Genomic DNA, 24772 nt, shown 5'->3' with positions numbered 1-24772 from the left:
TGACCGAAAGGTGCTCAACTTCCCATGCCCGAGCTGGTGTTCTTCTCCGGAACGATGGACTGCGGGAAGTCGACGCTGGCGCTGCAGATCGCACACAACCGGTCGGCGAGGGGGCTGCAGGGGCTGATCTTCACCCGGGACGACCGGGCGGGGGAGGGGAAGCTCTCGTCGCGGCTCGGACTGGTGACCGACGCGGTCGAGGCGGTGCCGGGCATGGATCTGTACGCCCATGTCGTCGACCGGGTCTCGCACGGCGGCCGGGTCGACTACCTGATCGTGGACGAGGCGCAGTTCCTGGAGCCGGAGCAGATCGACCAGCTGGCGCGGGTCGTGGACGACCTGGGCCTGGACGTCTTCTCCTTCGGCATCACCACCGACTTCCGCACGAAGCTCTTCCCCGGCTCGCGGCGGCTGATCGAGCTGGCGGACCGCCTGGAGACGCTCCAGGTGGAGGCGATGTGCTGGTGCGGGGCGCGTGCCACGCACAATGCCCGCACGGTGGGCGGCGAGATGGTGGTGGAGGGCGAGCAGGTCGTCGTCGGTGACGTGAGCAGTCCCGCGGCGGACGTCGGCTACGAGGTGCTGTGCCGACGCCACCACCGCCGCCGTGTGACGAGCGCTTCCGCCCACGCCGGCGCGCTCTCGCCGGACGTTCTGCCGGTGACCTCCGACTGACCTCCGGCTGCCGGCTGCTGCTGATCGGCGAGCAGGTGGGCGTCCGCGACGTCGCGGGGCGCTCGTTCAGGGGCCGGCACCGCCGGTCTTCCCTGCCGCCCCGGCATGCGCCTGCCGGTGCCGCAGGGTGCGCCGGGTGCGGTGCAGCCGCAGGGCGAGCTGGATCTCCAGGGCCCGTTCGGGTTCCAGCCAGTCGGCTCCGAGGAGTTCGGCGATGCGCTCCAACCGCCTGGACACCGTGTTGGGGTGGACATGCAGGCTCGCCGCCGCGCGCGTCGGGCTGGCGGAGGAGGCGAAATAGGCGTCGAGGGTCCGGGTCAGCTGGGTGAACCGCTGTGCGTCGTAGTCCAGTACGGGACCGATCACGGTCTCGATGTAGTCGCCGATGCCGTGGGTCTCGGAGAGCAGGACGCCGAGGAAGCCCATCTGCCGCGGGGTGGCGACACCGCCCAGGTTGCCCAGTTCGACGAGCGCCTCCAGGCAGCTGAGGGCCTCGCGGTGGGCCTGCGCCACATGGCCCGGGCCCGATACCGGCCCGGCCGCCCCGACCGTGACGGGATGTCCGACGACCGGCGCGAGCTCCGCGGACACGGCGGTGGCCGCGGCGAGCGGGTCCTCGCCGGGGACCAGCAGCGTCACACGGCCGTCCCGGAACCTCGCGAGCCCGGACGTGCGATGGGCGTACGACGAGGCCCACGCGGCGGCCCGGCCCGCCGGACCTCCCTCGGGCCGGGCCACCACCGTCACATGCGCTTCGTCGAGGGAGAGGCCGAGCCGGCGGGCCTGCGCGACCAGATGGCGCGGCTGCGGCCCGACGTCGCCGAGCAGCTGCTCCAACAGCTCGTCACGGATCTGGTCGTGGGCCACCGTCGAGGTGCGCTGCAGCAACAGGATGAGGGCGACCGCCCGCGCGGTGAGCTGGAGCAATCGCACTCCGAAGCCGTCCGTGAGCGGTTCGTCGGGGACCAGCAGCACGGTGCCGAGGTTCTCGCCGCCGGCCGTGACCGGCGCGACCCAGCCGCCCCCGGACATCGGCACCGGGCAGCCTGCGGCGTGCGCGTCGTAGGTCCACCTGAGCATGTCGGACTCGGCGAGTTCGGGCGGTGTGCCGGTCACGACGACCTTGCGGCCGAGGCAGTCCCTGACGACCATCGCCCCCGACAGCTCCCTGACCGCCGCCTCGGCGAGGGTCTGCGGGTCGCAGCCGCCGAGCACCAGGTCGATCAGCCGGATGTAGGCGGCCTCGACGCGGCGTTGCACGTCGAGACTGCTCCTGGCGCGGGAGGTGTCCCGGGCCGGCTCGGTCACCTCGGCGCGGGTCTCCTCCAGCAGCCGCGCGCGTTCGACGGCGACGCCCGCGAGCCTGCCGAGCGAGCGCAGGAGGCTGATCTCGTCCGGCGTGAAGTACCGCACCTTCCGGTCGGCGCCGTAGAGCGTGCCGAAGACCGTGGTGCCGTAGCCGAGCGGAACCGCCAGGATCGCGTGCAGACCTTCGGCCCGTACGACGGTATCGATGCCGGGGGAGTGTGAAATGTCCCTGTCGGTCAGGTAGTCGGGGCTCCAGGCGGGTGCCCCGGTCCGCTGGACGAGACCGCCGAGGCCGGAGTCGTCGGAGAGCTCCAGGCCCACGCTGCGCGAGGTGGTCTCGCCCTCCGCCGCGCGGATGGCGGAGGCCCGGCTCTCGTCGTCCGCGTTGCGCAGTCCGATGTAGGCCATGTCGACGTTCAGCAGCCGGCGGGCCCGTCGTGCGGTCTCGTGCAGGAGCGCGTCCATGCCGTGCACCAGGGTGAGGTCGTGGGCGGCGTCGACGAGCGCGGCGAGCCCGGCCTCCCGCTGCTGTGCGTGGCTGACCCGGGCCTGGACGGACGAGGCCAGCCGGACGGCCTGGTCGAGCTCCGCCAGGGCCTCGTCGGACAGCTCCTCGTCCCGGGCGGTGCGCAGCAGTTCCTCGAACCGCGCTGCCGGAGCCCCTTCGGCGAGCAGTTCCAGCACGGACATCGCATCCGGTGAGGTGGCCGGCACCAGACCCTTCACCATCTTCCCCCGTGATCAAGCAAATAGCTCCTTAGAGAGCCTAAACATGGGGACCTGCGGCGGCAACCGCCGTCCGCGCTCGCCCGCGTGCGCGCACCGGTGGTGGCCGAGTCACCTCTCTCCCCGGCCGGATGTGTGGTCAGATCACCTGTCGCCCGCCGGGGTTGCCGCGGAAGGATCGGGCCGGGGCCCGTGAGAGCGGGGACACGAGCGGCGCACGGAACGGGAGGTCGGGGGCGGGACGCCGATCGTGCGGGCACCCTGATGTCCCCTCCGTCACGACATGCACCCGCGACATGTACCTGCGACACGACATGTACCTACGCCATGTGCCAAGGAGCCCCCCCATGACCGCCCGTTTCAAGGACAAGGTCGTCATCGTCACCGGGGCCGGAGCCGGCATCGGCCGGGCCAGCGCCAGGGCCTTCGCCCGCGAGGGTGCCACCGTGGTCGCCGCCGGAGCCCGGCCGGAGTCCATCGAGGAGACCGTGCGGATCGTGGGCGAGGAGGGCGGCACGGCCGGCGCCGTCGTCGCCGACGTCACCCGGCCCGAGGACATGGAACGCCTGGTGCGCACCACGGTGGAGCGCCATGGCGGCCTGCACGTCGCGCACAACAACGCGGGCGTCTTCGGCAGGCCCGCCCCGGTCGCCGACCTGGACCTGTCGACGTGGCAGTCCGTACTGGACGTCAACCTGAACGGCGTCCTGCTCGGCATGCAGCAGGAGATCAGGCACATGCGGGCCCACGGCGGCGGCGTCATCGTCAACACCGCGTCCAACATCGGGTACCACGGGCGCCGCCCCGGCATGGCCGCCTACGCCGCGTCCAAGGCCGCCGTGAGCACCCTCACCCGGGTCGCCGCGCTGGACCACATCAGGGACAACGTGCGCATCAACGCGGTGAGCCCCGGCGCCACGGACACCGGCATGTCGCTGCGTCCGGGGGAGAGCGACGCCGATCGCGCGGCCCGGCTGGCCACGACGGTTCCGATCGCCCGCGTCGCGACGACCGACGAGATCGTCAACGCGGTGCTGTGGCTGGCGTCCGACGAGTCGAGCTTCGTCGTCGGCCACGACCTCGTCGTCGACGGCGGCGTCACCAGCTGATCCCGCCAACCACCCCGCCGTTCCGTGTGACGCGCGAGGGCGCCCGGCTCACCTGCTCCCCGGGCCGGATCGACCCGACCAGCGACGCCTGGGACGACAGCCGCAGGCCGCTGGTGGGCGAGTTCGTCTTCCACGGCCAGACCGTCTTCGCCGAGTTCGCCGACCAGGCCGGCGACCACGACCCGCAGATCGTACGGATCGACGTCGGCAAGTGCCGTAAGCACTGACCCGGCGTCACCGTGGTGTGGGACGGGCGGACGCGCACCGTCCCGCTCCGGCGCCGGCTCAGCTCGGGCTCTCGATCACCGAGAAGACCGCGCCCTCCGGGTCGGCCACCGTCGCGACCCGCCCGTGCGCGCTGTCCCGGGCCGGCTTCAGCACCTGCCCGCCCAGCTCGGCGACCTCCCGCAGGGTCGCGTCCGCGTCGGCCACCTCGAAGTACGTCAGCCAGTGCGGCCCCCGGTCCCGCGGCAGCGAGAGGCCGACGCCGTGGATGCCGGCCACCGGGCGGCCCCCGACGTGCAGGGTCACGTAGTCGAAGTCGGCGGACACCACCGGCTCCTCCTCGTAACCGAACACTGTCTCGTAGAACTTGGCGACACTCGACGTCTCGAAGGTGAGCAGCTCGTCCCAGACCGGTGTGCCCGGCACGCCGGTCAGGGCCGTGCCGAGATGGGCCGAGCCCTGCCAGATGCCGAACACCGCGCCGGAGGGGTCGGAGGCGATGGCCAGCCGTCCGGCCTCGGCCGCGTCCAGCGGGCCGACCCCCACCGTGCCGCCGCACAGCCGGGCCGTCTCGGCCGTCAGGTCCACGTCGTCCGAGGCGAAGTACGGCGTCCACGCGATCGGCAGATGCAGGTCCGGCGACAGCTGTCCGATGCCCGCGACCTCCTGCCCGTCGAGCAGCGCCCGGACATACGGGCCGAGCTGCTGGAGGCCGGGCTCGAACTCCCAGCCGAACAGGGTTCCGTAGAACTCCTCGGTCGCGGTCAAGCCGTGCACCATCAGACTCACCCAGCAGGGGGTGCCGGGCGCGCGCCGAGCGGGCGTGCCGCCGTTCGCGCCCGCCGATCCCCGTACCTCGGTCATCGTCACTCTCTCCTCGGCCCCTCGCGGTGGCCGTGTCGCTTCCGCTCTCCGGACCGGCTGTGCCGCAGCCGCGGGCACGCTCCGTGCCGATGCTCGCACCCTCCGTGGCGCCCTTCGTCCACGGCCGAGGGGCGGCTTCGCCGCGAGGATGCCTGGTCTGCCGTTTCTCGCCCGTTTCCGGCCGATTGCCGTGGGGTGTCCATCGGCTGTACAGCATGTGCCCGATCCCGTACGCCCGGTGATCGAGCCTGTCCGGCCGAGCAGAGTAGTCGTACCTGGACGATGCGGCCACCCCTGGCGTAAGGATGGGGCCATGGAAGCCATCATCGACGCAACCGAACTCGCCGACGACCTGACCGGGCCGAACCCGCCCGTCCTGCTGGACGTCCGCTGGCAGCTGACCCCGCCCGGCACCCCGCCCTTCGACGGCCGGGCGGCCTACGCGGCCGGGCATCTGCCGGGCGCCGTCTACGTGCACCTGGACGGTGAACTCGCCTCGCCGCCCGGCGGGAACGGCCGGCATCCGCTGCCCGACCTGGCCGTCTTCGGCGCGGCGATGCGACGCGCGGGGGTGTCGGCGGGCCGCCCGGTCGTGGTGTACGACGGCGGACAGGGCTGGGCGGCGGCGCGTGCCTGGTGGCTGCTGCGCTGGACGGGTCACCCGGACGTGCGGGTCCTCGACGGCGGGTTGCCGTCCTGGACGGGCGCTCTTTCGGCTGACGTGACCGAACCGGCCGAGGGTGACTTCGAACCGGCCCCGGGGGCGGGGCAGTTGCTCGACGCGGACGGGGCGGCGGCGCTGGCCCGCTCGGGTGTGCTGTTCGACGCCCGCGCGGGGGAGCGGTACCGGGGTGACGTGGAGCCGATCGACCGGGTCGGCGGCCACATCCCGGGCGCCGTGTCGGCGCCGACCACCGAGAACGTCGGCCCGGACGGCCGCTTCCTGCCCGCCGCCGAACTCGGTGACCGCTTCAAGGGCCTGGGCGCCTCGGAGGGGGCCGAGGTGGGCGTGTACTGCGGCTCGGGCGTCTCCGGCGCCCACGAGGTGCTGGCGCTGGCCGTCGCGGGCATTCCGGCGGCGCTGTACGTCGGTTCGTGGTCGGAGTGGTCCGCCGACCCGTCCCGTCCGGTGGCGGTCGGCCCCGACCCGCAGTAGCGCAGCAGAAAGAGGGGGCACGCGCGCGTGCCCCCTCCCTGCACCTGCTTCGGTCTCTTACTCCTGCTTCTTGCGCCGGGTCCCGAAGACGATCTCGTCCCAGCTCGGCACGGCGGCCCGGCGGCCGGGGCGGACGCCGTCGGCCTCGGCCTGGCGGTCGGTGGCACCGATCAGCCGGTCCCGGTGGCTGCCGACGGAGCGGGGCATGAGGACGTCCGCGTAGGCGGAGCCGGCCGAGGCCGCCGGGGCCGGGGGCTCCTCCGCGGCCGGTTCCGGAGCGGGCTCCTCCGGGACCTCCACCGGGCGCTCCGGGACCACCATGTCGCCCCGGAAGCTCGGCACCGCCTCCAGCAGGCTGGTCAGCGAGTCCCGTTCGCCGGTCGTCTCCTCGACCGGATCGGACGACTGCGCGGGCAGGCTCGGCCGCTCGCGGTCCCGGTCGCCGGGACGGTCCAGCGGCCGGTCGCGCGGCAGCCGCGCGATGCGCGGCACGAACGGAAAGCTGGGCTCCGGTACGGCGAGGTCGTCGGACTCGCCGATCAGCGAGCGCGCCTCGTCGTCGACCGCCTGGACGAGCCGCCGCGGCGGGTCGTAGGTCCAGCTCGCCGAGTGCGGTTCGCCCGCGACCCGGTAGACGAGCAGGACCTCCCAGGTGCCGTCGTCGCGGCGCCAGGAGTCCCACTGCACGGTGTCCTTCTCGGCACCGCGCAGCACCAGCCGCTCCTGCACGGCCTCGCCGAGCAGCGGCCCGGAGTTCTCGCCGGGCCGGCGGACCGGCGTCTTGCGGGCCCGCTCGGCCATGAAGGCGCGCTCGGCCAGTACCGGACCCTCGAAGCGCCGCACCCGGTCGACGGGGATCCCGGCGAGTTGCGCGACCTCTTCGGCCGTCGCGCCCGCTCGTATCCGCGCCTGGATGTCTCGGGGCCGGAGATGGCTCTCGACCTCGATCTCGATCTGGCCGAGCCGGGGCCGGTCGCCGCGTACGGCGGCACGGAGCCGTTCGTCGATCGGAAGGGTGTACTCCGTAGAGTCGGCAGCCTTGAGCACCAGCCGTGTGCCGTCATTGGAGACGGCCACGACACGCAGTTCGGGCATGGGGACCTCCCGGGTGGTGCCTGCCGACGTCACGTGCGTCGCTGCTTCCGCTAGTCGAGTGTGGCCTGCCCGGGTGCAGCCTGCCACAACCTTGCCGAGTTGCCCGGCGTGTCGGGCACGGGCCCTGCACCGCCGTTATGGCACGGTTACCTATTCGCAACGCTAAGTGACCAACTCCGTCACCCTGTGCAACTAGCCCCCTCCCGGCGGTCCTGCAAGGCCTCGGACGCCCTGGCGGGAGACCGGACCCAGGGTTCGCAACAGTACTCCATTCGGGCCACGTGCGTGGATTGGCGCGCCGCCCAACTTCTGGCAACAACCGCTCCCCGGCCGTTGTTTGCCCGTATCGGGCGATCTTGAACGTGGCGTACTTCACGCAATCCTCAGAAACGGAACTAATGGTTTCGTCCGTACGTCCCTTTCTTATGCAGTCGATCGAACAAGTGCGGGAAGGGTAGGCAAGGTTAGGGAATGCGTGAAAGGCCCGGTTCCGGTGACGAGACCAGTACGGGGGAGGAGGTGAAGGGAAGTTCGAAGCGGATCGACCTCAGCGTGCCCCAGGTCGCGGGCAGCGCGGTGGCCGCGGTGGTGGCCGCCAAACTCGCGTCCTACTTCGGGGTGTACGGGACGATCCTCGGCGCCGGAGTCGTCAGTGCGATCGCCACCTGCGGCGGCTCGGTGTTCCAGCACTTCTTCAGGCGCACCGGTGAACAGTTCCGGGACGCGGCGGTGACCGGCCCCAGAACCCCGCGCCCCCGGGAGCAAGCGCCCCCGGCGTCCGGCGAGTTCACGGAGGGGACCGTCTACCGCGCCCGGGTGCGGACCCGGCGCCGCCCGCTGGTCGCGGCCGCTCTGGTGTTCATGGTGACCATGGCCGGCATCACGGCCTACGAACTGGTCTCCGGCAACAGCTTCAGCGGCGGCTCCGGTACGACGGTCAGCGGCGCGGTCACCGGCGACGCCACGTCGTCGAGGCCGTCCGGCATCTCCGGTTCCTCCGACGCCACGGATTCTCCGGGCACTTCGGGTTCCTCCGGCGCGAACTCCGGTGACGGTAGGGCCGCTTCGCCCACTCTGTCGCCGTCGTCCTCCCCGGGGGCGTCGCGTACCCCCGGGAGCGACGGGACAGCTGCCCCGGCACCGAGCGGGTCCGCGAGCGGGGAGCCGAGCACGGCCCCCACGCCCGGTGACTCCGCCGGCGACTCCGCGGCTACTGCCCCAGAACCCTCCGCAGATAGTCGTTCTGGAACAGCCGGTCCGGATCGAGCCGGTCCCGCAGCGCCGTGAACTCGCCGAAGCGCGGGTAGACCTCGGCGAAGTAGTCCGCGTCCCGGGTGTGCACCTTGCCCCAGTGCGGGCGGCCCTCGTGCGCGGTGAAGATGCGCTCGGCAGCGGTGAAGTACGCCTGGTACGGCGTGCCCCGGAACATGTGCACGGCGATGTAGGCGCTGTCCCGGGCGGACGCGGTGGACAGGGCGATGTCGTCGGCGGGGGCGGTACGGACCTCGACCGGGTAGCTGATCCTGAGGTCCGAACGGTCGACCATGGCCTTGAGTTCCCGCAGCGTGTCCACCAGGGCCGCGCGCGGAACGGCGTACTCCATCTCGACGAACCGCACCCGGCGGGGCGAGGTGAAGACTTTGTAAGGGATGTCGGTGTAGGTCCGTGCGGACCAGGCGCGGGTGGAGATCCGCGCGATGGAGGGAATGGTCGCGGGCGCCGCGCGGCCGACCATGTTCACCGCCTGCCAGAGGCCGTTGGCGACGAACTCGTCGTCGAACCAGCCGGCCAGTTGCCCCACCGGCTGTGCCGGTCCGGCGCTGCGGTTGTTGCGCTTGGTGTTGGTCGACGCGGTGTGCGGGAACCAGTAGAACTCGAAGTGCTCGTTCTCCGTGCTGTGTTGGTCGAACTCGGACAGCACCCGGTCGAAGGACATCGGTTCCTCGCGGGCCGTGAGCAGGAAGACCGGCTCCACCGCGAAGGTGATCGCGGTGACGATGCCCAGGGCGCCGAGGCCGACCCGCGCGGCCGCGAAGACCTCCGGGTTCTCCTTCTCCGAGCAGGTGAGCACCGAGCCGTCGGCGGTGACCAGTTCGAGTTCCCTGATCTGCGCGGCGAGTGAGGCCGACTCCCGGCCGGTGCCGTGGGTGCCGGTGCTGGTCGCCCCGGAGACCGTCTGCTCCATGATGTCGCCCATGTTGGTCAGCGACAGGCCCTCACGGGCCAGGGCCACATTGAGTCTCTTGAGCGGGGTGCCGGCCTCGACCGTGACGGTCATGGCCTTACGGTCGATGTTGCGTATGCCGGTCAACAGCTGAGGGCGGATCGACACACCGTCGGTCGCGGCGATCGAGGTGAAGGAGTGGCCGCTGCCGACCGCCTTCACCTTCAGGCCGTCCTCGGCCGCCTGCCGTACGGCCGCCGCCAGTTCGTCCACGGAGGCGGGCATGACCTCCCGCGCGGGGCGGACGGTGACATTCCCTCCCCAGTTACGCCACGTGCCGCTCTTCCCGCTCGCTGTACTGCTCAACGGTGCCTCCCCGACCCGTGACCGGCCTGCTGAGCCGGCGGTACCCGAGGAAACCGACCGCGACCGCGACGGCCCCGGACACGGCCGGAACCCCGTACCCGGCACGGGCGCCGGCCGCGTCGATCACCCAGCCGGCGACCGAGGAGCCGAGCGCCACCCCGACCGCGAGGCCGGTGCTCACCCAGGTCATGCCCTCGGTGAGTTTCGCGCGAGGTACGTGCTTTTCGATGAGGGACATCGTCGTGATCATCGTCGGTGCGATGGACAGGCCCGCAACGAACAGCGCCACGGCCAGAAGCGGCAAGTTTCCGACCAGTAGGAGGGGGATCATACTCACGGCCATCGCGCATATGCCCAGCAGCCACCTGCGTTCCGGCTTTCCCCCGAACCGCATGAGCCCGAAGGCCGCTGCGGCCACGCAGGAACCCGCCGCGTAGAGCGCCAGGACGACGCTGGAAGCGGCCTTGTGGCCGCGTTCGTCGGCGAAGGCGACGGTCACCACGTCGACCGCCCCGAAGATGGCTCCGGTGGCCACGAAGGTCGCCACCAGTACCTGGAGGCCGGGCGCGCGCAGCGCCGAACCGCCGCCGTGGTGGCCGCGCGGGTGCGGCTCGGGCTCGGTGGCCCGCTGGGCGGTCAGCCAGAAGACGCCGGCGGCGAGGAAACAGGCGGCCAGCAGTGGGCCCGCCTCCGGGAACCAGGTCGTGGACAGGCCGATGGAGAGGATCGGCCCGACGATGAAGCACACCTCGTCGACGACGGACTCGAACGAGTAGGCGGTGTGCAGCTGCGGGGTGCCCCGGTAGAGGGCGGCCCAGCGGGCCCGGATCATCGCGCCCAGGCTCGGCACCGCGCCGATCCCGGCGGCGCACCCGAACAGCACCCAGTCCGGCCCCCCGTAGTGGGCGGCGAGCAGCAGCCCGGCCGCCGCGGCGAGCGCGAGCAGGGTCGCGGGGCGCAGGACGCGGCGCTGGCCGTGCCGGTCGACCAGCCGGGAGACCTGCGGCCCGATCGCCGCGGCGGACAGCGCCATGGTGGCCGACAGTGCGCCCGCGAGCCCGTACCGCCCGCTGAGCTGGGAGATCATCGTGACCACGCCGATGCCCATCATGGACAGCGGCATCCGGCCGACGAAGCCCGCGGCGGAGAAGCCCTTGCTGCCGGGGGCGGCGAACAGGGCGCGATAGGGGCTGGGCACAGGGGTCTCCGACAGATGTGCGAGTAAGGCGTGATTGCGGCTGATACAGCTTACGATTGGGGCCGCCGTGTTGCACCCGCCCGGCACCGGGGATAAACCTCCCGAATCCGACTCTTCACGCTCCTGTTTCCGGGCCGTCAGTGCCGGGTGGCAGGATCGGCACATGTCAGACGCGCTCGATGCCACCCCCTACGACGCCCTGCTCCTGCTCTCCTTCGGCGGCCCGGAAGGCCCGGACGACGTGGTCCCGTTCCTGGAGAACGTGACGCGCGGTCGCGGTATCCCGAAGGAACGTCTCAAGGAGGTCGGGCAGCACTACTTCCTGTTCGGCGGGGTCAGCCCGATCAACGACCAGAACCGCGCCCTGCTGGACGCCCTGCGCAAGGACTTCGCCGAGCACGGCCTGGACCTGCCGATCTACTGGGGCAACCGCAACTGGGCGCCGTACCTGACCGACACCCTGCGTGAGATGGTCGCCGAAGGCCGCCGCCGCATCCTGGTGCTCGCCACCAGCGCCTACGCCTCCTACTCGGGCTGCCGCCAGTACCGCGAGAACCTCGCGGACTCGCTGGCCGCGCTGGCGGCCGAGGGCCTCGAACTGCCGAAGATCGACAAGCTGCGGCACTACTTCAACCACCCCGGCTTCCTCGACCCGATGATCGACGGGGTGCTGGCATCCCTCGCCGACCTCCCCGAGGACGTCCGCGCGGGTGCCCACATCGCCTTCACCACCCACTCCATCCCGACCGCGAGCGCCGACACCTCGGGGCCGGTCGAGACGCACGGCGAGGGCGGCGCCTACGTCGAGGAGCACCTGGACGTCGCCGAGCTGATCGCCGCCGCGGTCCGCGAGCGCACCGGCATCGACCACCCCTGGCGGCTCGTCTACCAGTCCCGCTCCGGCGCCCCGCAGATCCCGTGGCTGGAGCCGGACATCTGCGACCACCTGGAGGCACTGCACGGCGCCGGGGTCCCGGCCGTCGTCATGGCCCCCATCGGCTTCGTCTCCGACCACATGGAGGTCCTCTACGACCTCGACACGGAGGCCTCGGCCAAGGCCGGGGAGCTGGGTCTGCCGGTCCGCCGGTCCGTGACCGTCGGGGACGACCCGCGGTTCGCCGCCGCGATCCGCGAGCTGGTCCTGGAGCGCGCCGCCGCGGAGAGCGGGCGGGAGGTCACGCCGTGCGCCCTGGGCACGCTCGGCGCGAGCCACAACCTCTGCCCGGTCGGCTGCTGCCCGGCCCGCGCCCCCCGCCCGGCCGCCGCGGGCGCCGACAGCCCCTACGCGTGAGGAGCACCGTGACCGACGCCCTGCACACGGACCTGCTGGACCTCGCCCGGGAGGCGGCCGCCCGCGCGGGCGAGCTGCTCCGGGACGGCCGCCCGGCCGACCTCGCCGTGGCCCGGACCAAGTCCAGCCCGATCGACGTCGTGACCGAGATGGACATCGCGGCGGAGAAACTGATCACCGACCTGATCGCCGGACACCGCCCCGACGACGGCTTCCTCGGCGAGGAGGGCGCGTCGACGGAGGGCACGAGCGGCGTCCGCTGGGTGATCGACCCGCTCGACGGCACGGTCAACTACCTGTACGGGCTGCCGACCTGGGCGGTCTCCATCGCCGCCGAGCAGGACGGGGAGACCGTGGTCGGCGTCGTGGCGGCCCCGATGCGCGGCGAGACGTACCACGCGGTGCGCGGCGGCGGGGCCTGGGCGACCGGGGCGTGGGAGGGCGAGCGGGAGCTGCGCTGCCGCCCGGCGCCGCCGCTGGACCAGGCGCTGGTGTCGACCGGCTTCAACTACGTCACCGCCGTCCGCACCCACCAGGCCGAGGTCGCGGCCCGGCTGATTCCGCTGCTCCGCGACATCCGGCGCAGCGGGTCGGCCGCGATCGACCTGTGCGACGTGGCCTGCGGCCGGCTGGACGGTTACTACGAGCGCGGTCTCAACGCCTGGGACTGGGGCGCGGGCGACCTCATCGCCCGTGAGGCCGGCGCCCTGACCGGCGGCCGCCCCGGAGAGCGCCCCGCACGCGCCCTGACGGTCGCCGGCACCCCGGGTGTCTTCGAGCCCCTCCAGCGCCTCCTGGAGGACTTCGGAGCGTGGCACGACTGAGGGACGCCGCCCGCGTGCGCTGAGGGGCAGCGGCAGCGCCGGAGACCGTCGTGGCTTGGCGCCACGGCGGCGGCGAAAAGGTGCTGGGTGCCGCTATCGCTCGCGAGAACTCCGGGCGACTGCGGCGTCCTCACGGAAAAAGATCTTGCGGTCTGCCGGTCGGCAGGAATCGAACGCTGTTGCGGTGGGAAAGGATCAGGTACGAGCAGGGCCCCGGCGCTGGATTCGCCGGGGCCCTGTTCTCGTGGTGCGGTGCTGCGGGACTGTCAGACGCTGGTCGCGCCGACTTCCACACCGTGTTCGGCTGCGAGGCGGCGCAGGTCGTCGAGCTCGGCCTGCTCCACTTCGACAAGGAAGTCGTCACCCTCGTCACGAGCCCGGGTGATGTCGGACTCGGTCGCCTTTATGCGCTGCAGAAGTCCTGCGGTGAATGCGTCCATGCTGCGCCCCCTCGTCCTGGGTCGTGGGTCGGTGGCACGGGGGTGTGCCGTTCGGAAAGGGGCGATCACGTCTCTCGCGGGTGCCCAGCGCTGCCCTGCTGGGCGGCGACGGTGCCGGACACCCCCATCGTCCACTCTGCTGTAGCGGCGGTGTACGTACCGCATGGTGCTGCGGCACATGCAGAGCGTGATCGCGGGGTGTACATGCCGTCCTCCCCCCGCTCCTCTCCGTGGAAACCTCAACCGCAGGAGAAAATCTCGCATTCCCGCCCGGCGGCCTCGGATCCGGCTGCGCCCGCCCCCGTCTTACTGCCGACTTATGGCCGAAAAGGGCAGGATGGAGGTCACACATCCCATGGAGACCCCCTGCCCGGGTGCGCCGGTGCGCGCTACGCGGGTGGACAGAGGAAGGACAAGCGACGTGCGCGTACTCGTCGTCGAGGACGAGCAACTGCTCGCCGATGCGGTGGCCACCGGACTGCGCCGGGAGGCCATGGCCGTCGACGTCGTGTACGACGGTGCGGCCGCCCTGGAGCGCATCGGCGTCAACGACTACGACGTGGTCGTCCTCGACCGCGACCTCCCCCTCGTGCACGGCGACGACGTCTGCCGCAAGATCGTCGAGCTCGGCATGCCCACCCGCGTGCTGATGCTGACCGCCTCCGGTGACGTCAGCGACCGCGTCGAGGGCCTGGAGATCGGCGCCGACGACTACCTCCCCAAGCCCTTCGCCTTCAGTGAGCTCATCGCGCGTGTGCGGGCCCTCGGCCGCCGCACCAGCGTGCCGCTGCCGCCCGTCCTGGAGCGCGCCGGAATCAAGCTGGACCCGAACCGCCGCGAGGTCTTCCGCGACGGCAAGGAGGTCCAGCTCGCGCCGAAGGAGTTCGCGGTGCTGGAGGTGCTGATGCGCAGCGAGGGCGCGGTGGTCTCCGCCGAGCAGCTCCTGGAGAAGGCGTGGGACGAGAACACCGACCCCTTCACCAACGTCGTGCGCGTGACCGTGATGACCCTGCGCCGCAAGCTGGGCGAGCCCCCGGTGATCGTCACCGTCCCCGGCTCGGGTTACCGGATCTGATGGCCGTGACCACCACCCCCGCACCCCCGCAGACACCCCCCAAGCCCACCTGGGACCCGAGAAGGCCGCAGCCGGTCCTGCCGTGGCTGCGCCCGACCATCCGTATAAGGCTCACCCTGCTGTACGGCGGCATGTTCCTGATCGCCGGCATCCTGCTGCTGTCGATCATCTACTTGCTCGCCGCCCAGGCGATCAGCACCGGCAACCAGCCGCTGTTCAAGATCATCGAGGGTGTGAACATCAAGGTCTCCAGCGACAACTGTCCGGCGATCACCAGCGCAAGTGCCGGCACCCAGATCCAGATCCCGGACTTCAACGCGGCGATCGCCCAGTGCGTGGACCGCCAGCGCCAGGCGGCCCTGGACGACCTGCTCAGCCGCTCGCTCCTCGCCCTGCTGGGCCTGGCCGTGATCGCCTTCGCGTTCGGTTACGCGATGGCCGGCCGGGTGCTGTCCCCGCTCGGCCGGATCACCCGGACCGCCCGCGCGGTGGCCGGCTCGGACCTGTCCCGCCGGATCGAGCTGGACGGCCCGGACGACGAGCTGAAGGAACTCGCGGACACCTTCGACGACATGCTGGAGCGGTTGCAACGGGCCTTCACCGCCCAGCAGCGCTTCGTCGGCAACGCCTCGCACGAGCTGCGCACACCCCTGGCGATCAACCGCACGCTCCTGGAGGTGCACCTCTCGGACCCTGGCGCGCCCATGGAGCTGCAACAGCTCGGCAAGACCCTGCTGGCCACCAACGAGCGCAGCGAGCAGCTCGTGGAGGGCCTGCTGCTGCTCGCCCGCAGCGACAACCAGATCGTCGAGCGCAAACCGGTCGACCTGGCCGAGGTGGCCTCCCAGGCCGTCGACCAGGTGCATGCCGAGGCGGAGGCCAAGGGCGTGAAGATCCGGGGCACCCGGAAGCCGGCGGTGGTCCAGGGCAACGGCGTGCTCCTGGAGCGGATCGCCCTGAACCTGCTGCAGAACGCCGTGCGCTACAACGTGCCCGAGGACGGCTGGGTCGAGGTCAACACCGAGATCCAGCACGGGCAGGCGGTGCTCTACGTCGCGAACACCGGGCCGGTGGTCCCGGCGTACGAGATCGACAACCTCTTCGAGCCCTTCAGACGGCTCCGTACCGAGCGAACGGGCAGCGACAAGGGTGTGGGCCTCGGCCTGTCGATCGTACGGTCGGTGGCCCGGGCGCACGGCGGGCACATCGTCGCCCAGCCGCGGGAGGGCGGCGGACTCGTGATGCGCGTCACGTTGCCGGTCTGACGCCGTTACAAGATCGCGACACACGCGGGGGGTGTTCGCTTTGCGCGGAATTTTCCAGCGGCGCGGCACATTCCCCTCTGTGCGATCGATCACAAGGGCGGATTTCCGGCCATCTACTCTCCGTGATCATGGCTAGGGGAATAAAGCCGGTAAAATCCCTGTTTTCAGGGGTCTTGATCACGGGAAGTACAGGGTGAGGCGCCTTTGAAGTGCCTCGACAGGACCGTGTACGGTCCCCATCGCCATTCAACCTGATCGCTCTCGAGGGGTCCGGTTGGATGTCGATTGAGTAACAGACCTTGATGTGAGGCAAAATCTCCGCCTCGGGTCGGGCACAAGTCCGGCCTCTCACGCGTTACGTGCGCTGGAGACACCGCAGACACCCAGAGGGGGAGAGCGACATGGCAACCGATTACGACACTCCACGCAAGACCGACGACGACGTCGACTCGGACAGCCTTGAAGAGCTGAAGGCCAGGAGGAACGACAAGTCAACGTCCTCGGTGGACGTCGACGAGTTCGAGGCCGCAGAGGGCTTGGAACTGCCCGGCGCGGACCTCTCGAACGAGGAGCTGGCCGTCCGGGTGCTGCCCAAGCAGCAGGACGAGTTCACCTGCATGAGCTGCTTCCTGGTTCACCACCGCAGCCAGCTGGCCCGGGAGAAGAACGGCCAGCCGATCTGCCGCGACTGCGACTGAGGAGGGGTCGGGCATGACCGGCTCGACCCCACCTCGGAAGCGCCGCTTCCCCCTGCCGGGAGCGGACTCAGGGCCGTCCGACGGCCCAGGCGCGCGTCATGACGAGCGGGGCTCACCCGATCCGGGAGCCTCGCTCGAACCGGCGGCCGGCCGGGGTGACCTCCCGGCGCCGACGGACCGGCCCGCGCCCGTCGCAAGGCGACGGGCCGCGGCCATCCGCGACAAGGCGGTGGACATGGCCCGGGAAGGCGTCCGTAAGGGCGGCAGCCGGGCGAAGGCGGGGCTGGGGTACCTGGCGGACCGGATCATCGAGATCGCCCCGCGTGTCCCCGTACGTGACCTCGCGACCCTGCGCCGGCAGTTCCCGGGCCTCGGGCCCGAGCAGCTCGCCGACAAGCTGGTGGCGGGCGCGGCGGGCGCGACCTCGGCGGTCGGGGCCGGGGTCGGGGCGGCGGCGATGCTGCCGGTGCCGCCGGCGATGCCCACGGAGCTGGCCGCGGAGATCACCGGGGTCGCGGCGATCGAGCTGAAGATGATCGCCGAGCTCCACGAGGTGTACGGCGTGCGGCCGCCGGGGAACCTGAAGGCCCGCAGCACCGCGTACCTGTCCTCCTGGTCGGGGGAGCGCGGGATCGACGTGATGAAGCCGTCGACGATCAACAACGCCCTCGGCGGGCACATGAAGCGCGAGCTGCGTCAGCAGATCATGAAGCGGATGGTGCGGGACCTGCCCAACCTGATGCCGTTCATGGTGGGCGCCGCGGTGGGGGCGGTCATGAACCGCCGGGACACCAGAAAGCTCGCGGCGCGGATCCGGACGGACCTCAGGAAGATCCAGGTGCCGTGGGAGGAACTGCCGGAGCTGCCGCCGCTGGAGAAGCCGGCGGAGCCGCTGCCGATCGCCGAGCTGCCCGAGGACTTCGGGGGCTGACGGCCGTCCCGGGTGCGCGGGAGGTTCGGCACCGCCGGACGGGGCGCGGGTGCGGCCCGGATGACGCCCGGCGGCCGCGTGCCCGAGTGCTACGCCTTCGCGCTGCTCTTCGCCGCCTCGATCGCCGCAGCCAGGGCCTCCGGCTCCCGGGTCGACAGGTACAGGTACGGCGTCGGGTCCTCCGGGTCCGTGACCTCCACGCGGAGGGCCCTCGGGATGTAGGAGCGCAGCAGGAGGAAGGCGCGGACGTCGGCCTTGTACGTGCGCCAGGCGCGCGCCTCGTCCGGCTCCAGGATCTCCGCCGGGCCCAGCGCCGACACCGGGATCTTCGCCTCGCCCGCGATCAGCGAGTCGCCGACGACCCGGATGCGCGGGGAACCGTACGAGCTGGCCACCACCGCTGCCGCCGCGGTGCCGCCGGCCAGGCCGCCCAGCATCGGCAGGGTGCCGAACGGCAGCAGGATCAGGGCGAACGAGACGCCGACCAGGAAGCTGATGAACCACCACGACCGGGGGGCGGTGAGGCGTTCTTCGTACGGGGTGGCGGAGAGCTGCATGGAGCCAAGCTTGGCACGGTGTCCGGATTCACCGGACGCGCGGGTAAGGTCTGCGGCTGTGAGTGGTAGTTCCGCAGCTCTTCAGCCTCCTGCCAGTGCCCGGAAACCGGAGCGGCACCCCGACGCGCCCGCGCCCGGTGAGCTCATCGGTGCACACTACGAACACTGTTTCGGGTGTGGGCACGGGCAGTCCCACGGGCTGCATCTGGAGGTACGGGCCGGCGAGGGCGTCTCCCTGACCGCCGAGTTCACCGTGCGCCCCGCCCACCAGGGCGCCCCGGGCCTCGCACACGGCGGGGTGCTCGCCTCCGCCCTCGACGAGACGCTGGGCTCGCTCAACTGGCTGCTGCGGAAGATCGCCGTGACGGGACGGCTGGAGACCGACTTCGTCCGGCCCGTGCCCGTGGGCACCACGCTCCACCTGGCGGCCGAGGTGGTCGCCGTGGCCGGCCGGAAGATCTACTCGACCGCCACCGGGCGCATGGACGGTCCCGCGGGGCCCGTCGCCGTCCGCGCCGACGCCCTCTTCGTCGAGGTCCCGGTCGAGCACTTCGTCGACAACGGCCGCGAGGAAGAGATCGAGGCCGCGATGAAGGACCCGGACCAGGCCCGGCGTGCCCGCGCCTTCGAGGTGAATCCGTGAACCCTGCAGAATTCCTGACCCCGGCCCGTTCGGCGGCCCCGCTCGGCGTCCTCGTCCGTCGCGTCGACCCGGACGTACCGCTTCCGGCGTACGAGCACCCCGGTGACGCGGGAGCCGATCTGCGCACCACCGAGGCGTGCGAGCTGAGGCCCGGGGAACGGGCCGTACTGCCCACGGGGGTGTCGATCGCCCTTCCGGAGGGGTACGCGGCCTTCGTGCACCCTCGTTCGGGGCTCGCCGCCCGGTGCGGTGTGGCCCTCGTGAATGCCCCGGGGACGATTGATGCCGGGTACCGTGGGGAGATCAAGGTGATCGTGGTGAATCTCGACCCGCGCGAGGTGGTGCGGTTCGAGCGCTTCGACCGGATCGCCCAACTGGTCGTCCAGCAGGTCGAGAGGGTCCGCTTCCACGAGGTGGCGGAACTTCCCGATTCGGCGCGGGCCGAGGGGGGCTTCGGGTCCACCGGCGGTCATGCCGCGGTGGGCGATGTGAGCGGCACAAGCGGTCAGGCCGCCGAGGGCGGTCGGACGGGTGGGAATCGATACGCTTCGGTCGTATCCGACCGGGAAGGACAGTGACGTGTTCGGACGTCGCAAGAAGAAGGGTGCCGCCGAGGACGCGGCCGGCGAGGCCGAGCAGGTCGTCGACAGCGTCGACACCGAGGCGGACGAGGAAGAAGAGGGCGAGCGCGAGCGCGTTCGTCTGGAGCCGGAGCCCCGGCCCGACGGGCCGTGGGACGACACCGAGGTGCGCGAGGCCGGCGAGGGCCGGGTGGACCTGGGCGGTCTGTTCGTGCCCGGCGTGGACGGCATGGAGCTCCGGGTCGAGGTCGCGGGCGACGCGATCGTCGCGGCGACCGTCGTGCTGCGCGACAGCGCCATCCAGCTGCAGGCCTTCGCCGCGCCCAAGCGCGAGGGCATCTGGGGCGAGGTCCGCGAGGAGATCGCGACCGGCATCACCCAGCAGGGCGGCATCGTCGACGAGGTCGAGGGTCCGCTGGGCTGGGAGCTGCGCGCCCAGGTGCCGGTGCAGCTGCCGGACGGCACGGGCGGCTTCCAGGTCGTGCGGTTCGTCGGTGTGGACGGTCCGCGCTGGTTCCTGCGCGGTGTGATCTCCGGGCAGGGCGCGGTGCAGCCGCAGGCGGCCGGTCTCCTCGAGCAGATCTTCCGGGACACCGTCGTGGTCCGCGGCGAGGGCCCGATGGCGCCCCGCGACCCGATCGTCCTGAAGCTGCCCAACGACGCTCAGATGGTCCCCGAGGGCATCCAGCAGGAGGAGTCCTCGCGCTTCTCCGGCGGCATGGGCCAGCTCCAGCGCGGACCGGAGATCACCGAGGTCCGCTGAGAGCGCGAACAGGCGACAAGGGCCGCATCCCGCACCGGGATGCGGCCCTTCCGCATTCACATGCCCGGATGCCCCAGGTGTGAATGGCTCCCGCTTACTTCACACCTTGACGGAAGTCTGGTCCGTACCTACGGTCTCCGTTCAACGCCTATGTTCACAGAGGCGCTCCAAGTTCACATACGAGAACGTACGAACGGAGTCGCTGTGCGTCGCATCCCCCTGCTCGCGGCCGTGGGAGCCCTACTCGTGGGCGCCTTCACGGCCCCCGCCGCCCACTCCGCCCCCAGCACCTTCGTGCACCCCGGAGTCACCGTCTCCAAGGCCCAGCTGGACTTCGCCCGCACCGAGGTGCTGGCCGGCGCCCAGCCCTGGAAGTCGGCCTACGACCAGATGATGGCGAGCAAGTACGCCGACCTGAACCGCACGCCGACACCCTGGGCGACGGTCGAGTGCGGCTCGTACTCGAACCCCAACTACGGCTGCACCGACGAGCGCGAGGACGCGATCGCCGCCTACACGGACGCCCTCGCCTGGTACATCACCAAGGACGCGCGGTACGCCCAGAAGGCCATCCAGATCATGGACGCCTGGTCGGGCACCATCACCAGTCATACGAACAGCAACGCGCCCCTGCAGACCGGCTGGGCGGGCTCCTCCTGGCCCAAGGCCGCCGAGATCATCAGGTACACGTACACCGGCACCTGGGCGAACGAGGCCCGCTTCGCCACCATGCTGCGCAACGTCTACCTCCCCACCGTCATCAAGGGCTCCAACTCCAACGGCAACTGGGAGCTGTCGATGATGGAGGCCGCCGTCGGCATCTCCGTCTTCCTGGAGGACAAGACGTCGTACGACACGGCCATGGCGAAGTTCCGCACCCGCACCGCCGCCTACGTCTACCTGGCCTCCGACGGGTCGGTGCCGAAGACCGTGCCCAGCCAGAACCTGGACACCACCGCCAAGATCGTCTCCTACTGGCAGGGCCAGTCCACCTTCGTCACCGGCCTCACCCAGGAGACCTGCCGGGACTTCACGCACACCGGGTACGGCATCTCCGCGATCTCGCACGTCGCCGAGACCAGCCGGATCCAGGGCACCGACCTGTACGGCACGGACGTCGGCGAGCGGCTGCGGCAGGCGCTCGGCTTCCAGGCCAAGTACCAGCTGGGCACCGCCGTCCCCAGCTGGCTCTGCGGCGGCTCCCTGAACCTGGGGCTCGGGCCCGTCACCGAGGTCGGCTACAACGCCCTCCACAACCGCCTCGGCATCGCCATGACCAACACCCAGACGCTCACCCTGAACAACCGTCCCGCGGGCAGCAACAACCTCTTCGTCGCCTGGGAGACCCTCACCCACGGCGACAACCCCAACTGAGTGCACGGTGATGGGTGCCGGAGCCGCGGCACCGGCGCCCATCAGGGTTGCGTCAAAGATGCCCGCTGCCGGGGTCCCTGCACCATTCGCCTGGATTGTTGGCCGTAAGGTCGACGCTGCGTTGACGGCAGTTGCAGGAAGACAATAGGACCATGGCACGCGGCAAGCTTCGGATCTATCTCGGTGCGGCACCGGGCGTGGGCAAGACCTACGCCATGCTCTCCGAGGCGCACCGGCGGGTGGAGCGGGGCACCGACTGCGTGGTCGCCTTCGTGGAGCACCACGACCGGCAGCGCACCGAGGTGATGCTGCACGGCCTGGAGCAGATCCAGCGCAAGGAGCTGGAGTACCGGGGCGCCGTGTTCACGGAGATGGACGTGGACGCCGTACTGCGCCGGGCCCCCGCCGTCGCCCTGGTGGACGAACTCGCCCACACCAACGTCCCCGGCTCCCGCAACGCCAAGCGCTGGCAGGACGTCGAGGAGCTGCTGGCCGCCGGGATCGACGTGATCTCGACCGTCAACATCCAGCACCTCGAATCGCTCGGCGACGTCGTCGAGTCCATCACCGGCGTGCGCCAGCGCGAGACGGTGCCCGACGAGGTGGTACGGCGCGCGGACCAGATCGAGCTGGTCGACATGTCGCCCCAGGCGCTGCGCAGGCGCATGGCGCACGGCAACATCTACACGTCGGACAAGGTCGACGCGGCCCTGTCCAACTACTTCCGGCCGGGCAACCTCACCGCCCTGCGCGAGCTGGCGCTGCTGTGGGTGGCCGACCGGGTCGACGAGTACCTGAAGCAGTACCGCAACGAGCACCAGGTCTCGGCGATCTGGGGCTCCCGGGAGCGGATCGTCGTCGGGCTCACCGGCGGACCGGAGGGGCGGACGCTGATCCGGCGGGCCGCGCGGCTCGCCGAGAAGGGCGCCGGCGGCGAGGTGCTCGCCGTCTACATCTCCCGCAGCGACGGCCTGACCTCCGCCTCCCCGAAGGAACTCGCCGTCCAGCGCACCCTGGTCGAGGACCTCGGCGGCACCTTCCACCACGTCGTCGGCGAGGACATACCCGCGGCCCTGCTCGACTTCGCACGCGGCGTCAACGCCACCCAGATCGTGCTGGGCTCCTCGCGCCGCAAGGCGTGGCAGTACGTCCTCGGACCCGGCGTCGGCGCCACCGTCGCCCGCGAGTCCGGACCCGACCTGGACGTCCACATCGTCACCCACGGCGAGGCCGGCAAGGGGCGCGGGCTGCCGGTGGCCCGGGGCGCCCGGCTCGGGCGGGGCCGGATCATCGCGGGCTGGCTGGTCGGACTGGCCGGTCCCGTCGCCATGGCGCTGCTGCTGAACACCGTCGACCTCGGCCTCGCCAACGACATGCTGCTGTTCCTGACCCTCACGGTCGCGGCCGCGCTGCTCGGCGGGCTCTTCCCGGCGCTCGCCTCGGCGGCCTTCGGGTCGCTGCTGCTGAACTACTTCTACACCCCGCCCCTGCACCGGCTGACCATCGCCGACCCGAAGAACATCGTGGCCATCGTGATCTTCTTCGGGGTCGCGCTGTCCGTCGCCTCGGTCGTGGACCTCGCGGCCCGCCGCACCCACCAGGCGGCCCGGCTGCGCGCCGAGTCGGAGATCCTCTCCTTCCTGGCCGGCAACGTGCTGCGCGGCGAGACCAGCCTGGAGGAACTGCTCGAACGGGTCCGGGAGACCTTCGGCATGGAGTCCGCCGCCCTCCTCGAACGGCCGAGCGACGTCGAGCCGTGGAGCTGCGCCGGGCGCGCCGGCTTCGGACCCGCCCTGGAGCGGCCCGAGGACGGCGACGTCGACGTGCCGATAGGCGACCACATGGCCCTCGCGCTGACCGGCCGGGTGCTGCCCGCCGAGGACCGCCGGGTGCTCGCCGCCTTTGCCGCCCAGGCGGTCGTCGTCCTGGACCGCAGGCGCCTCCAGGAGGAGGCCGAGCAGGCCCGCGCGCTCGCCGAGGGCAACCGGATCCGCACCGCCCTGCTGGCCGCCGTCAGCCACGATCTGCGCACCCCGCTGGCCGGCATCAAGGCGGCGGTCACGTCGCTGCGCTCGGACGACGTGGACTGGTCCGAGGAGGACCGGGCAGAGCTGCTCGAAGGCATCGAGGAGGGCGCCGACCGCCTGGACCACCTCGTCGGCAACCTGCTCGACATGTCCCGGCTGCAGACCGGCACCGTCACCCCGATCGTCCGCGAGACCGACCTCGACGAGGTGGTCCCGATGGCGCTGGTCGGGGTGCCGGACGGCAGCGTGGACCTGGACGTCCCCGAGACCCTGCCCATGGTCGAGGCCGACGCCGGGCTCCTGGAGCGGTCGGTGGCCAACCTGGTCGAGAACGCCGTCAAGTACAGCCCGCCCGACCGCCCCGTGCTGGTCTCCGCCAGCGCCATCGCGGACCGGGTGGAGGTGCGGATCGTGGACCGCGGGCCCGGCGTGCCCGACGAGGCCAAGGAACGCATATTCGAGCCCTTCCAGCGCTACGGTGACGCTCCGCGCGGCGCCGGGGTCGGACTCGGGCTCGCGGTCGCCCGGGGCTTCGCGGAGGCGATGGGCGGCACCCTGACCGCGGAGGACACGCCCGGCGGCGGGCTCACCATGGTCCTCACCCTCCGCGCGGCAGGATCGGTCACCGAAGCGGCGCGAGCCGTGGCAGAACCCTTGGCAGAACCGGAAAGGCAGGCCTCATGACCCGTGTGCTCGTGGTCGACGACGAGCCGCAGATCGTGCGCGCCCTCGTGATCAACCTCAAGGCGCGCAAGTACGAGGTCGACGCGGCCCCCGACGGCCGTACCGCCCTCGAACTGGCCGCCTCCCGCCACCCCGACGTGGTCGTCCTCGACCTCGGCCTGCCCGACATGGACGGCGTCGAGGTGATCAAGGGGCTGCGCGGCTGGACCCGGGTGCCGATCCTGGTCCTCTCCGCCCGCCACTCCTCCGACGAGAAGGTCGAGGCGCTCGACGCGGGCGCCGACGACTACGTCACCAAGCCCTTCGGCATGGACGAGCTGCTGGCCCGGCTGCGGGCCGCCGTACGCCGCGCCGAGCCCGTCGCCGGGGGCGGCGAGGACGACGTCCTGGTGGAGACCGAGGGGTTCACCGTCGACCTGGCCGCGAAGAAGGTCAACCGGGCCGGCCGGGACGTACGGCTCACCCCGACCGAGTGGCACCTCCTCGAGGTGCTGGTCCGCAACACCGGCCGCCTGGTCAGCCAGAAGCAGCTGCTGCAGGAGGTGTGGGGGCCGTCGTACGGGACGGAGACCAACTACCTGCGCGTGTACATGGCACAGCTGCGCCGGAAGCTGGAGGCGGATCCCTCGCACCCGAAGCACTTCATCACCGAACCCGGGATGGGGTACCGGTTCGAGAGATGAGACGGTTCGACACGTGAGGCGGGTCGCGAAGTGAGCTGGACTACGGCGGT

The 24772-nt window shown here is 71.5% G+C and carries 24 protein-coding genes; 17 read left to right on the top strand and 7 right to left on the bottom strand.

Translation table 11 applies throughout. The features are described from left to right. Positions 1-24: 24 nt before the first annotated feature. On the top strand, positions 25-675 hold the full coding sequence (locus ABT137_RS28465; protein WP_351713801.1) for a thymidine kinase: 651 nt from the start codon (positions 25-27) through the stop codon (positions 673-675). A 66-nt stretch (positions 676-741) separates the two neighbouring features. On the opposite strand, the gene ABT137_RS28460 is transcribed toward ABT137_RS28465, so the two are convergent. Then, the gene (locus tag ABT137_RS28460) at positions 742-2712 is read right to left on the bottom strand and encodes a helix-turn-helix domain-containing protein (protein ID WP_351713799.1); all 1971 of its coding nucleotides are present in this window, start codon (positions 2710-2712) and stop codon (positions 742-744) included. A 344-nt stretch (positions 2713-3056) separates the two neighbouring features. Between ABT137_RS28460 and ABT137_RS28455 the strand changes: the two genes are divergently transcribed. Together ABT137_RS28455 and ABT137_RS28450 are read left to right on the top strand one after the other, a co-directional pair. Continuing rightward, positions 3057-3818 carry an SDR family NAD(P)-dependent oxidoreductase gene (locus tag ABT137_RS28455; protein WP_351713797.1) on the top strand — a complete coding sequence of 254 codons (762 nt, stop codon included), beginning with the start codon at positions 3057-3059 and terminating at the stop codon, positions 3816-3818. Positions 3819-3844: 26 nt separating this feature from the next. Further along, the gene (locus ABT137_RS28450; protein WP_351713909.1) at positions 3845-4045 is read left to right on the top strand and encodes a hypothetical protein; all 201 of its coding nucleotides are present in this window, start codon (positions 3845-3847) and stop codon (positions 4043-4045) included. Between the two features lie 58 nt (positions 4046-4103). Here ABT137_RS28450 and ABT137_RS28445 read toward each other — a convergent pair whose 3' ends face one another. Further along, positions 4104-4907, bottom strand: a complete 804-nt coding sequence (locus ABT137_RS28445; RefSeq protein ID WP_351713795.1) for a VOC family protein — start codon at positions 4905-4907, stop codon at positions 4104-4106. Between the two features lie 313 nt (positions 4908-5220). Between ABT137_RS28445 and ABT137_RS28440 the strand changes: the two genes are divergently transcribed. Beyond that, on the top strand, positions 5221-6063 hold the full coding sequence (locus ABT137_RS28440) for a sulfurtransferase (protein ID WP_351713793.1): 843 nt from the start codon (positions 5221-5223) through the stop codon (positions 6061-6063). Between the two features lie 57 nt (positions 6064-6120). Here ABT137_RS28440 and sepH read toward each other — a convergent pair whose 3' ends face one another. Then, positions 6121-7158 carry a septation protein SepH gene (sepH, locus tag ABT137_RS28435; protein WP_351713791.1) on the bottom strand — a complete coding sequence of 346 codons (1038 nt, stop codon included), beginning with the start codon at positions 7156-7158 and terminating at the stop codon, positions 6121-6123. Positions 7159-7629: 471 nt separating this feature from the next. On the opposite strand from sepH, the gene ABT137_RS28430 reads away from it, so the two are divergent. Next, entirely contained in the window at positions 7630-8445 is an 816-nt protein-coding gene (locus ABT137_RS28430; RefSeq protein WP_351713789.1) for a hypothetical protein, read from the top strand. Here ABT137_RS28430 and ABT137_RS28425 read toward each other — a convergent pair. Together ABT137_RS28425 and ABT137_RS28420 are read right to left on the bottom strand one after the other, a co-directional pair. Continuing rightward, positions 8369-9688, bottom strand: coding sequence for a D-arabinono-1,4-lactone oxidase (locus ABT137_RS28425; protein ID WP_351713787.1), 1320 nt, complete (start codon positions 9686-9688; stop codon positions 8369-8371). The genes ABT137_RS28430 and ABT137_RS28425 overlap by 77 nt on opposite strands. Next, entirely contained in the window at positions 9648-10886 is a 1239-nt protein-coding gene (locus ABT137_RS28420; protein WP_351713785.1) for an MFS transporter, read from the bottom strand. The genes ABT137_RS28425 and ABT137_RS28420 overlap by 41 nt, the downstream gene beginning before the upstream one ends. Before the next feature lie 163 nt (positions 10887-11049). Here ABT137_RS28420 and ABT137_RS28415 point away from each other — a divergent pair, with 163 nt between their 5' ends. Then, complete coding sequence (locus tag ABT137_RS28415; RefSeq protein WP_351713783.1) at positions 11050-12177, top strand: ferrochelatase; 1128 nt, start codon at positions 11050-11052, stop codon at positions 12175-12177. A gap of 8 nt (positions 12178-12185) precedes the next feature. Then, the gene (locus ABT137_RS28410) at positions 12186-13001 is read left to right on the top strand and encodes an inositol monophosphatase family protein (protein ID WP_351713781.1); all 816 of its coding nucleotides are present in this window, start codon (positions 12186-12188) and stop codon (positions 12999-13001) included. 266 nt (positions 13002-13267) lie between these two features. Here ABT137_RS28410 and ABT137_RS28405 read toward each other — a convergent pair whose 3' ends face one another. Further along, on the bottom strand, positions 13268-13441 hold the full coding sequence (locus tag ABT137_RS28405; protein ID WP_167450044.1) for a hypothetical protein: 174 nt from the start codon (positions 13439-13441) through the stop codon (positions 13268-13270). A gap of 421 nt (positions 13442-13862) precedes the next feature. Between ABT137_RS28405 and ABT137_RS28400 the strand changes: the two genes are divergently transcribed. The 4 genes from ABT137_RS28400 (at position 13863) to ABT137_RS28385 (ending at position 17410) form a co-directional block, all read left to right on the top strand. Further along, positions 13863-14516 (top strand): response regulator transcription factor, encoded by a 654-nt coding sequence (locus ABT137_RS28400; protein WP_003993508.1) that lies wholly within the window; start codon positions 13863-13865, stop codon positions 14514-14516. 5 nt (positions 14517-14521) lie between these two features. Further along, complete coding sequence (locus tag ABT137_RS28395) at positions 14522-15781, top strand: sensor histidine kinase (RefSeq protein ID WP_351713779.1); 1260 nt, start codon at positions 14522-14524, stop codon at positions 15779-15781. 401 nt (positions 15782-16182) lie between these two features. After that, the gene (locus ABT137_RS28390) at positions 16183-16479 is read left to right on the top strand and encodes a DUF4193 domain-containing protein (RefSeq protein WP_003997302.1); all 297 of its coding nucleotides are present in this window, start codon (positions 16183-16185) and stop codon (positions 16477-16479) included. Between the two features lie 13 nt (positions 16480-16492). Beyond that, a complete protein-coding gene (locus ABT137_RS28385) occupies positions 16493-17410 on the top strand; it encodes a hypothetical protein (RefSeq protein ID WP_351713777.1) in 918 nt (305 codons plus the stop codon). 89 nt (positions 17411-17499) lie between these two features. On the opposite strand, the gene ABT137_RS28380 is transcribed toward ABT137_RS28385, so the two are convergent. Further along, a complete protein-coding gene (locus ABT137_RS28380) occupies positions 17500-17967 on the bottom strand; it encodes a DUF3093 domain-containing protein (protein WP_351713775.1) in 468 nt (155 codons plus the stop codon). Between the two features lie 58 nt (positions 17968-18025). Between ABT137_RS28380 and ABT137_RS28375 the strand changes: the two genes are divergently transcribed. The 6 genes from ABT137_RS28375 to ABT137_RS28350 all read left to right on the top strand — a co-directional run bounded on the left by ABT137_RS28375 (position 18026) and on the right by ABT137_RS28350 (position 24722). Beyond that, positions 18026-18610 carry a PaaI family thioesterase gene (locus ABT137_RS28375; RefSeq protein WP_351713773.1) on the top strand — a complete coding sequence of 195 codons (585 nt, stop codon included), beginning with the start codon at positions 18026-18028 and terminating at the stop codon, positions 18608-18610. Then, positions 18607-19188, top strand: coding sequence for a dUTP diphosphatase (dut, locus tag ABT137_RS28370; RefSeq protein WP_502984589.1), 582 nt, complete (start codon positions 18607-18609; stop codon positions 19186-19188). The genes ABT137_RS28375 and dut overlap by 4 nt, the downstream gene beginning before the upstream one ends. A 1-nt stretch (position 19189) precedes the next feature. Continuing rightward, complete coding sequence (locus ABT137_RS28365; RefSeq protein WP_351713771.1) at positions 19190-19954, top strand: DUF3710 domain-containing protein; 765 nt, start codon at positions 19190-19192, stop codon at positions 19952-19954. 204 nt (positions 19955-20158) lie between these two features. Then, positions 20159-21328 carry an alginate lyase family protein gene (locus ABT137_RS28360; protein ID WP_351713769.1) on the top strand — a complete coding sequence of 390 codons (1170 nt, stop codon included), beginning with the start codon at positions 20159-20161 and terminating at the stop codon, positions 21326-21328. A gap of 152 nt (positions 21329-21480) precedes the next feature. Beyond that, positions 21481-24039 carry an ATP-binding protein gene (locus tag ABT137_RS28355; RefSeq protein WP_351713767.1) on the top strand — a complete coding sequence of 853 codons (2559 nt, stop codon included), beginning with the start codon at positions 21481-21483 and terminating at the stop codon, positions 24037-24039. After that, entirely contained in the window at positions 24036-24722 is a 687-nt protein-coding gene (locus tag ABT137_RS28350) for a response regulator (protein ID WP_351713765.1), read from the top strand. Before ABT137_RS28355 ends, ABT137_RS28350 begins: the two co-directional genes overlap by 4 nt. Positions 24723-24772 lie beyond the last annotated feature (50 nt).

The sequence above is a fragment of the Streptomyces sp. NPDC001980 genome, from assembly GCF_040296885.1.
Classification (GTDB): Bacteria; Actinomycetota; Actinomycetes; order Streptomycetales; family Streptomycetaceae; genus Streptomyces.
Note: the sequence above shows the minus strand (reverse complement) of the source record. Positions and strands in the feature narration are given on the sequence as shown.

Excerpts from the sequence above, each read along its gene's own strand:
- ABT137_RS28465 (WP_351713801.1), top strand. The coding sequence starts at position 25 with ATGCCCGAGCTGGTGTTCTTCTCCGGAACGATGGACTGCGGGAAGTCG.
- ABT137_RS28460 (WP_351713799.1), bottom strand. The coding sequence starts at position 2,712 with ATGGTGAAGGGTCTGGTGCCGGCCACCTCACCGGATGCGATGTCCGTG.
- ABT137_RS28455 (WP_351713797.1), top strand. The coding sequence starts at position 3,057 with ATGACCGCCCGTTTCAAGGACAAGGTCGTCATCGTCACCGGGGCCGGA.
- ABT137_RS28445 (WP_351713795.1), bottom strand. The coding sequence starts at position 4,907 with ATGACCGAGGTACGGGGATCGGCGGGCGCGAACGGCGGCACGCCCGCT.
- ABT137_RS28440 (WP_351713793.1), top strand. The coding sequence starts at position 5,221 with ATGGAAGCCATCATCGACGCAACCGAACTCGCCGACGACCTGACCGGG.
- sepH (WP_351713791.1), bottom strand. The coding sequence starts at position 7,158 with ATGCCCGAACTGCGTGTCGTGGCCGTCTCCAATGACGGCACACGGCTG.
- ABT137_RS28430 (WP_351713789.1), top strand. The coding sequence starts at position 7,630 with ATGCGTGAAAGGCCCGGTTCCGGTGACGAGACCAGTACGGGGGAGGAG.
- ABT137_RS28415 (WP_351713783.1), top strand. The coding sequence starts at position 11,050 with ATGTCAGACGCGCTCGATGCCACCCCCTACGACGCCCTGCTCCTGCTC.
- ABT137_RS28405 (WP_167450044.1), bottom strand. The coding sequence starts at position 13,441 with ATGGACGCATTCACCGCAGGACTTCTGCAGCGCATAAAGGCGACCGAG.
- ABT137_RS28390 (WP_003997302.1), top strand. The coding sequence starts at position 16,183 with ATGGCAACCGATTACGACACTCCACGCAAGACCGACGACGACGTCGAC.
- ABT137_RS28385 (WP_351713777.1), top strand. The coding sequence starts at position 16,493 with ATGACCGGCTCGACCCCACCTCGGAAGCGCCGCTTCCCCCTGCCGGGA.
- ABT137_RS28380 (WP_351713775.1), bottom strand. The coding sequence starts at position 17,967 with ATGCAGCTCTCCGCCACCCCGTACGAAGAACGCCTCACCGCCCCCCGG.
- ABT137_RS28355 (WP_351713767.1), top strand. The coding sequence starts at position 21,481 with ATGGCACGCGGCAAGCTTCGGATCTATCTCGGTGCGGCACCGGGCGTG.
- ABT137_RS28350 (WP_351713765.1), top strand. The coding sequence starts at position 24,036 with ATGACCCGTGTGCTCGTGGTCGACGACGAGCCGCAGATCGTGCGCGCC.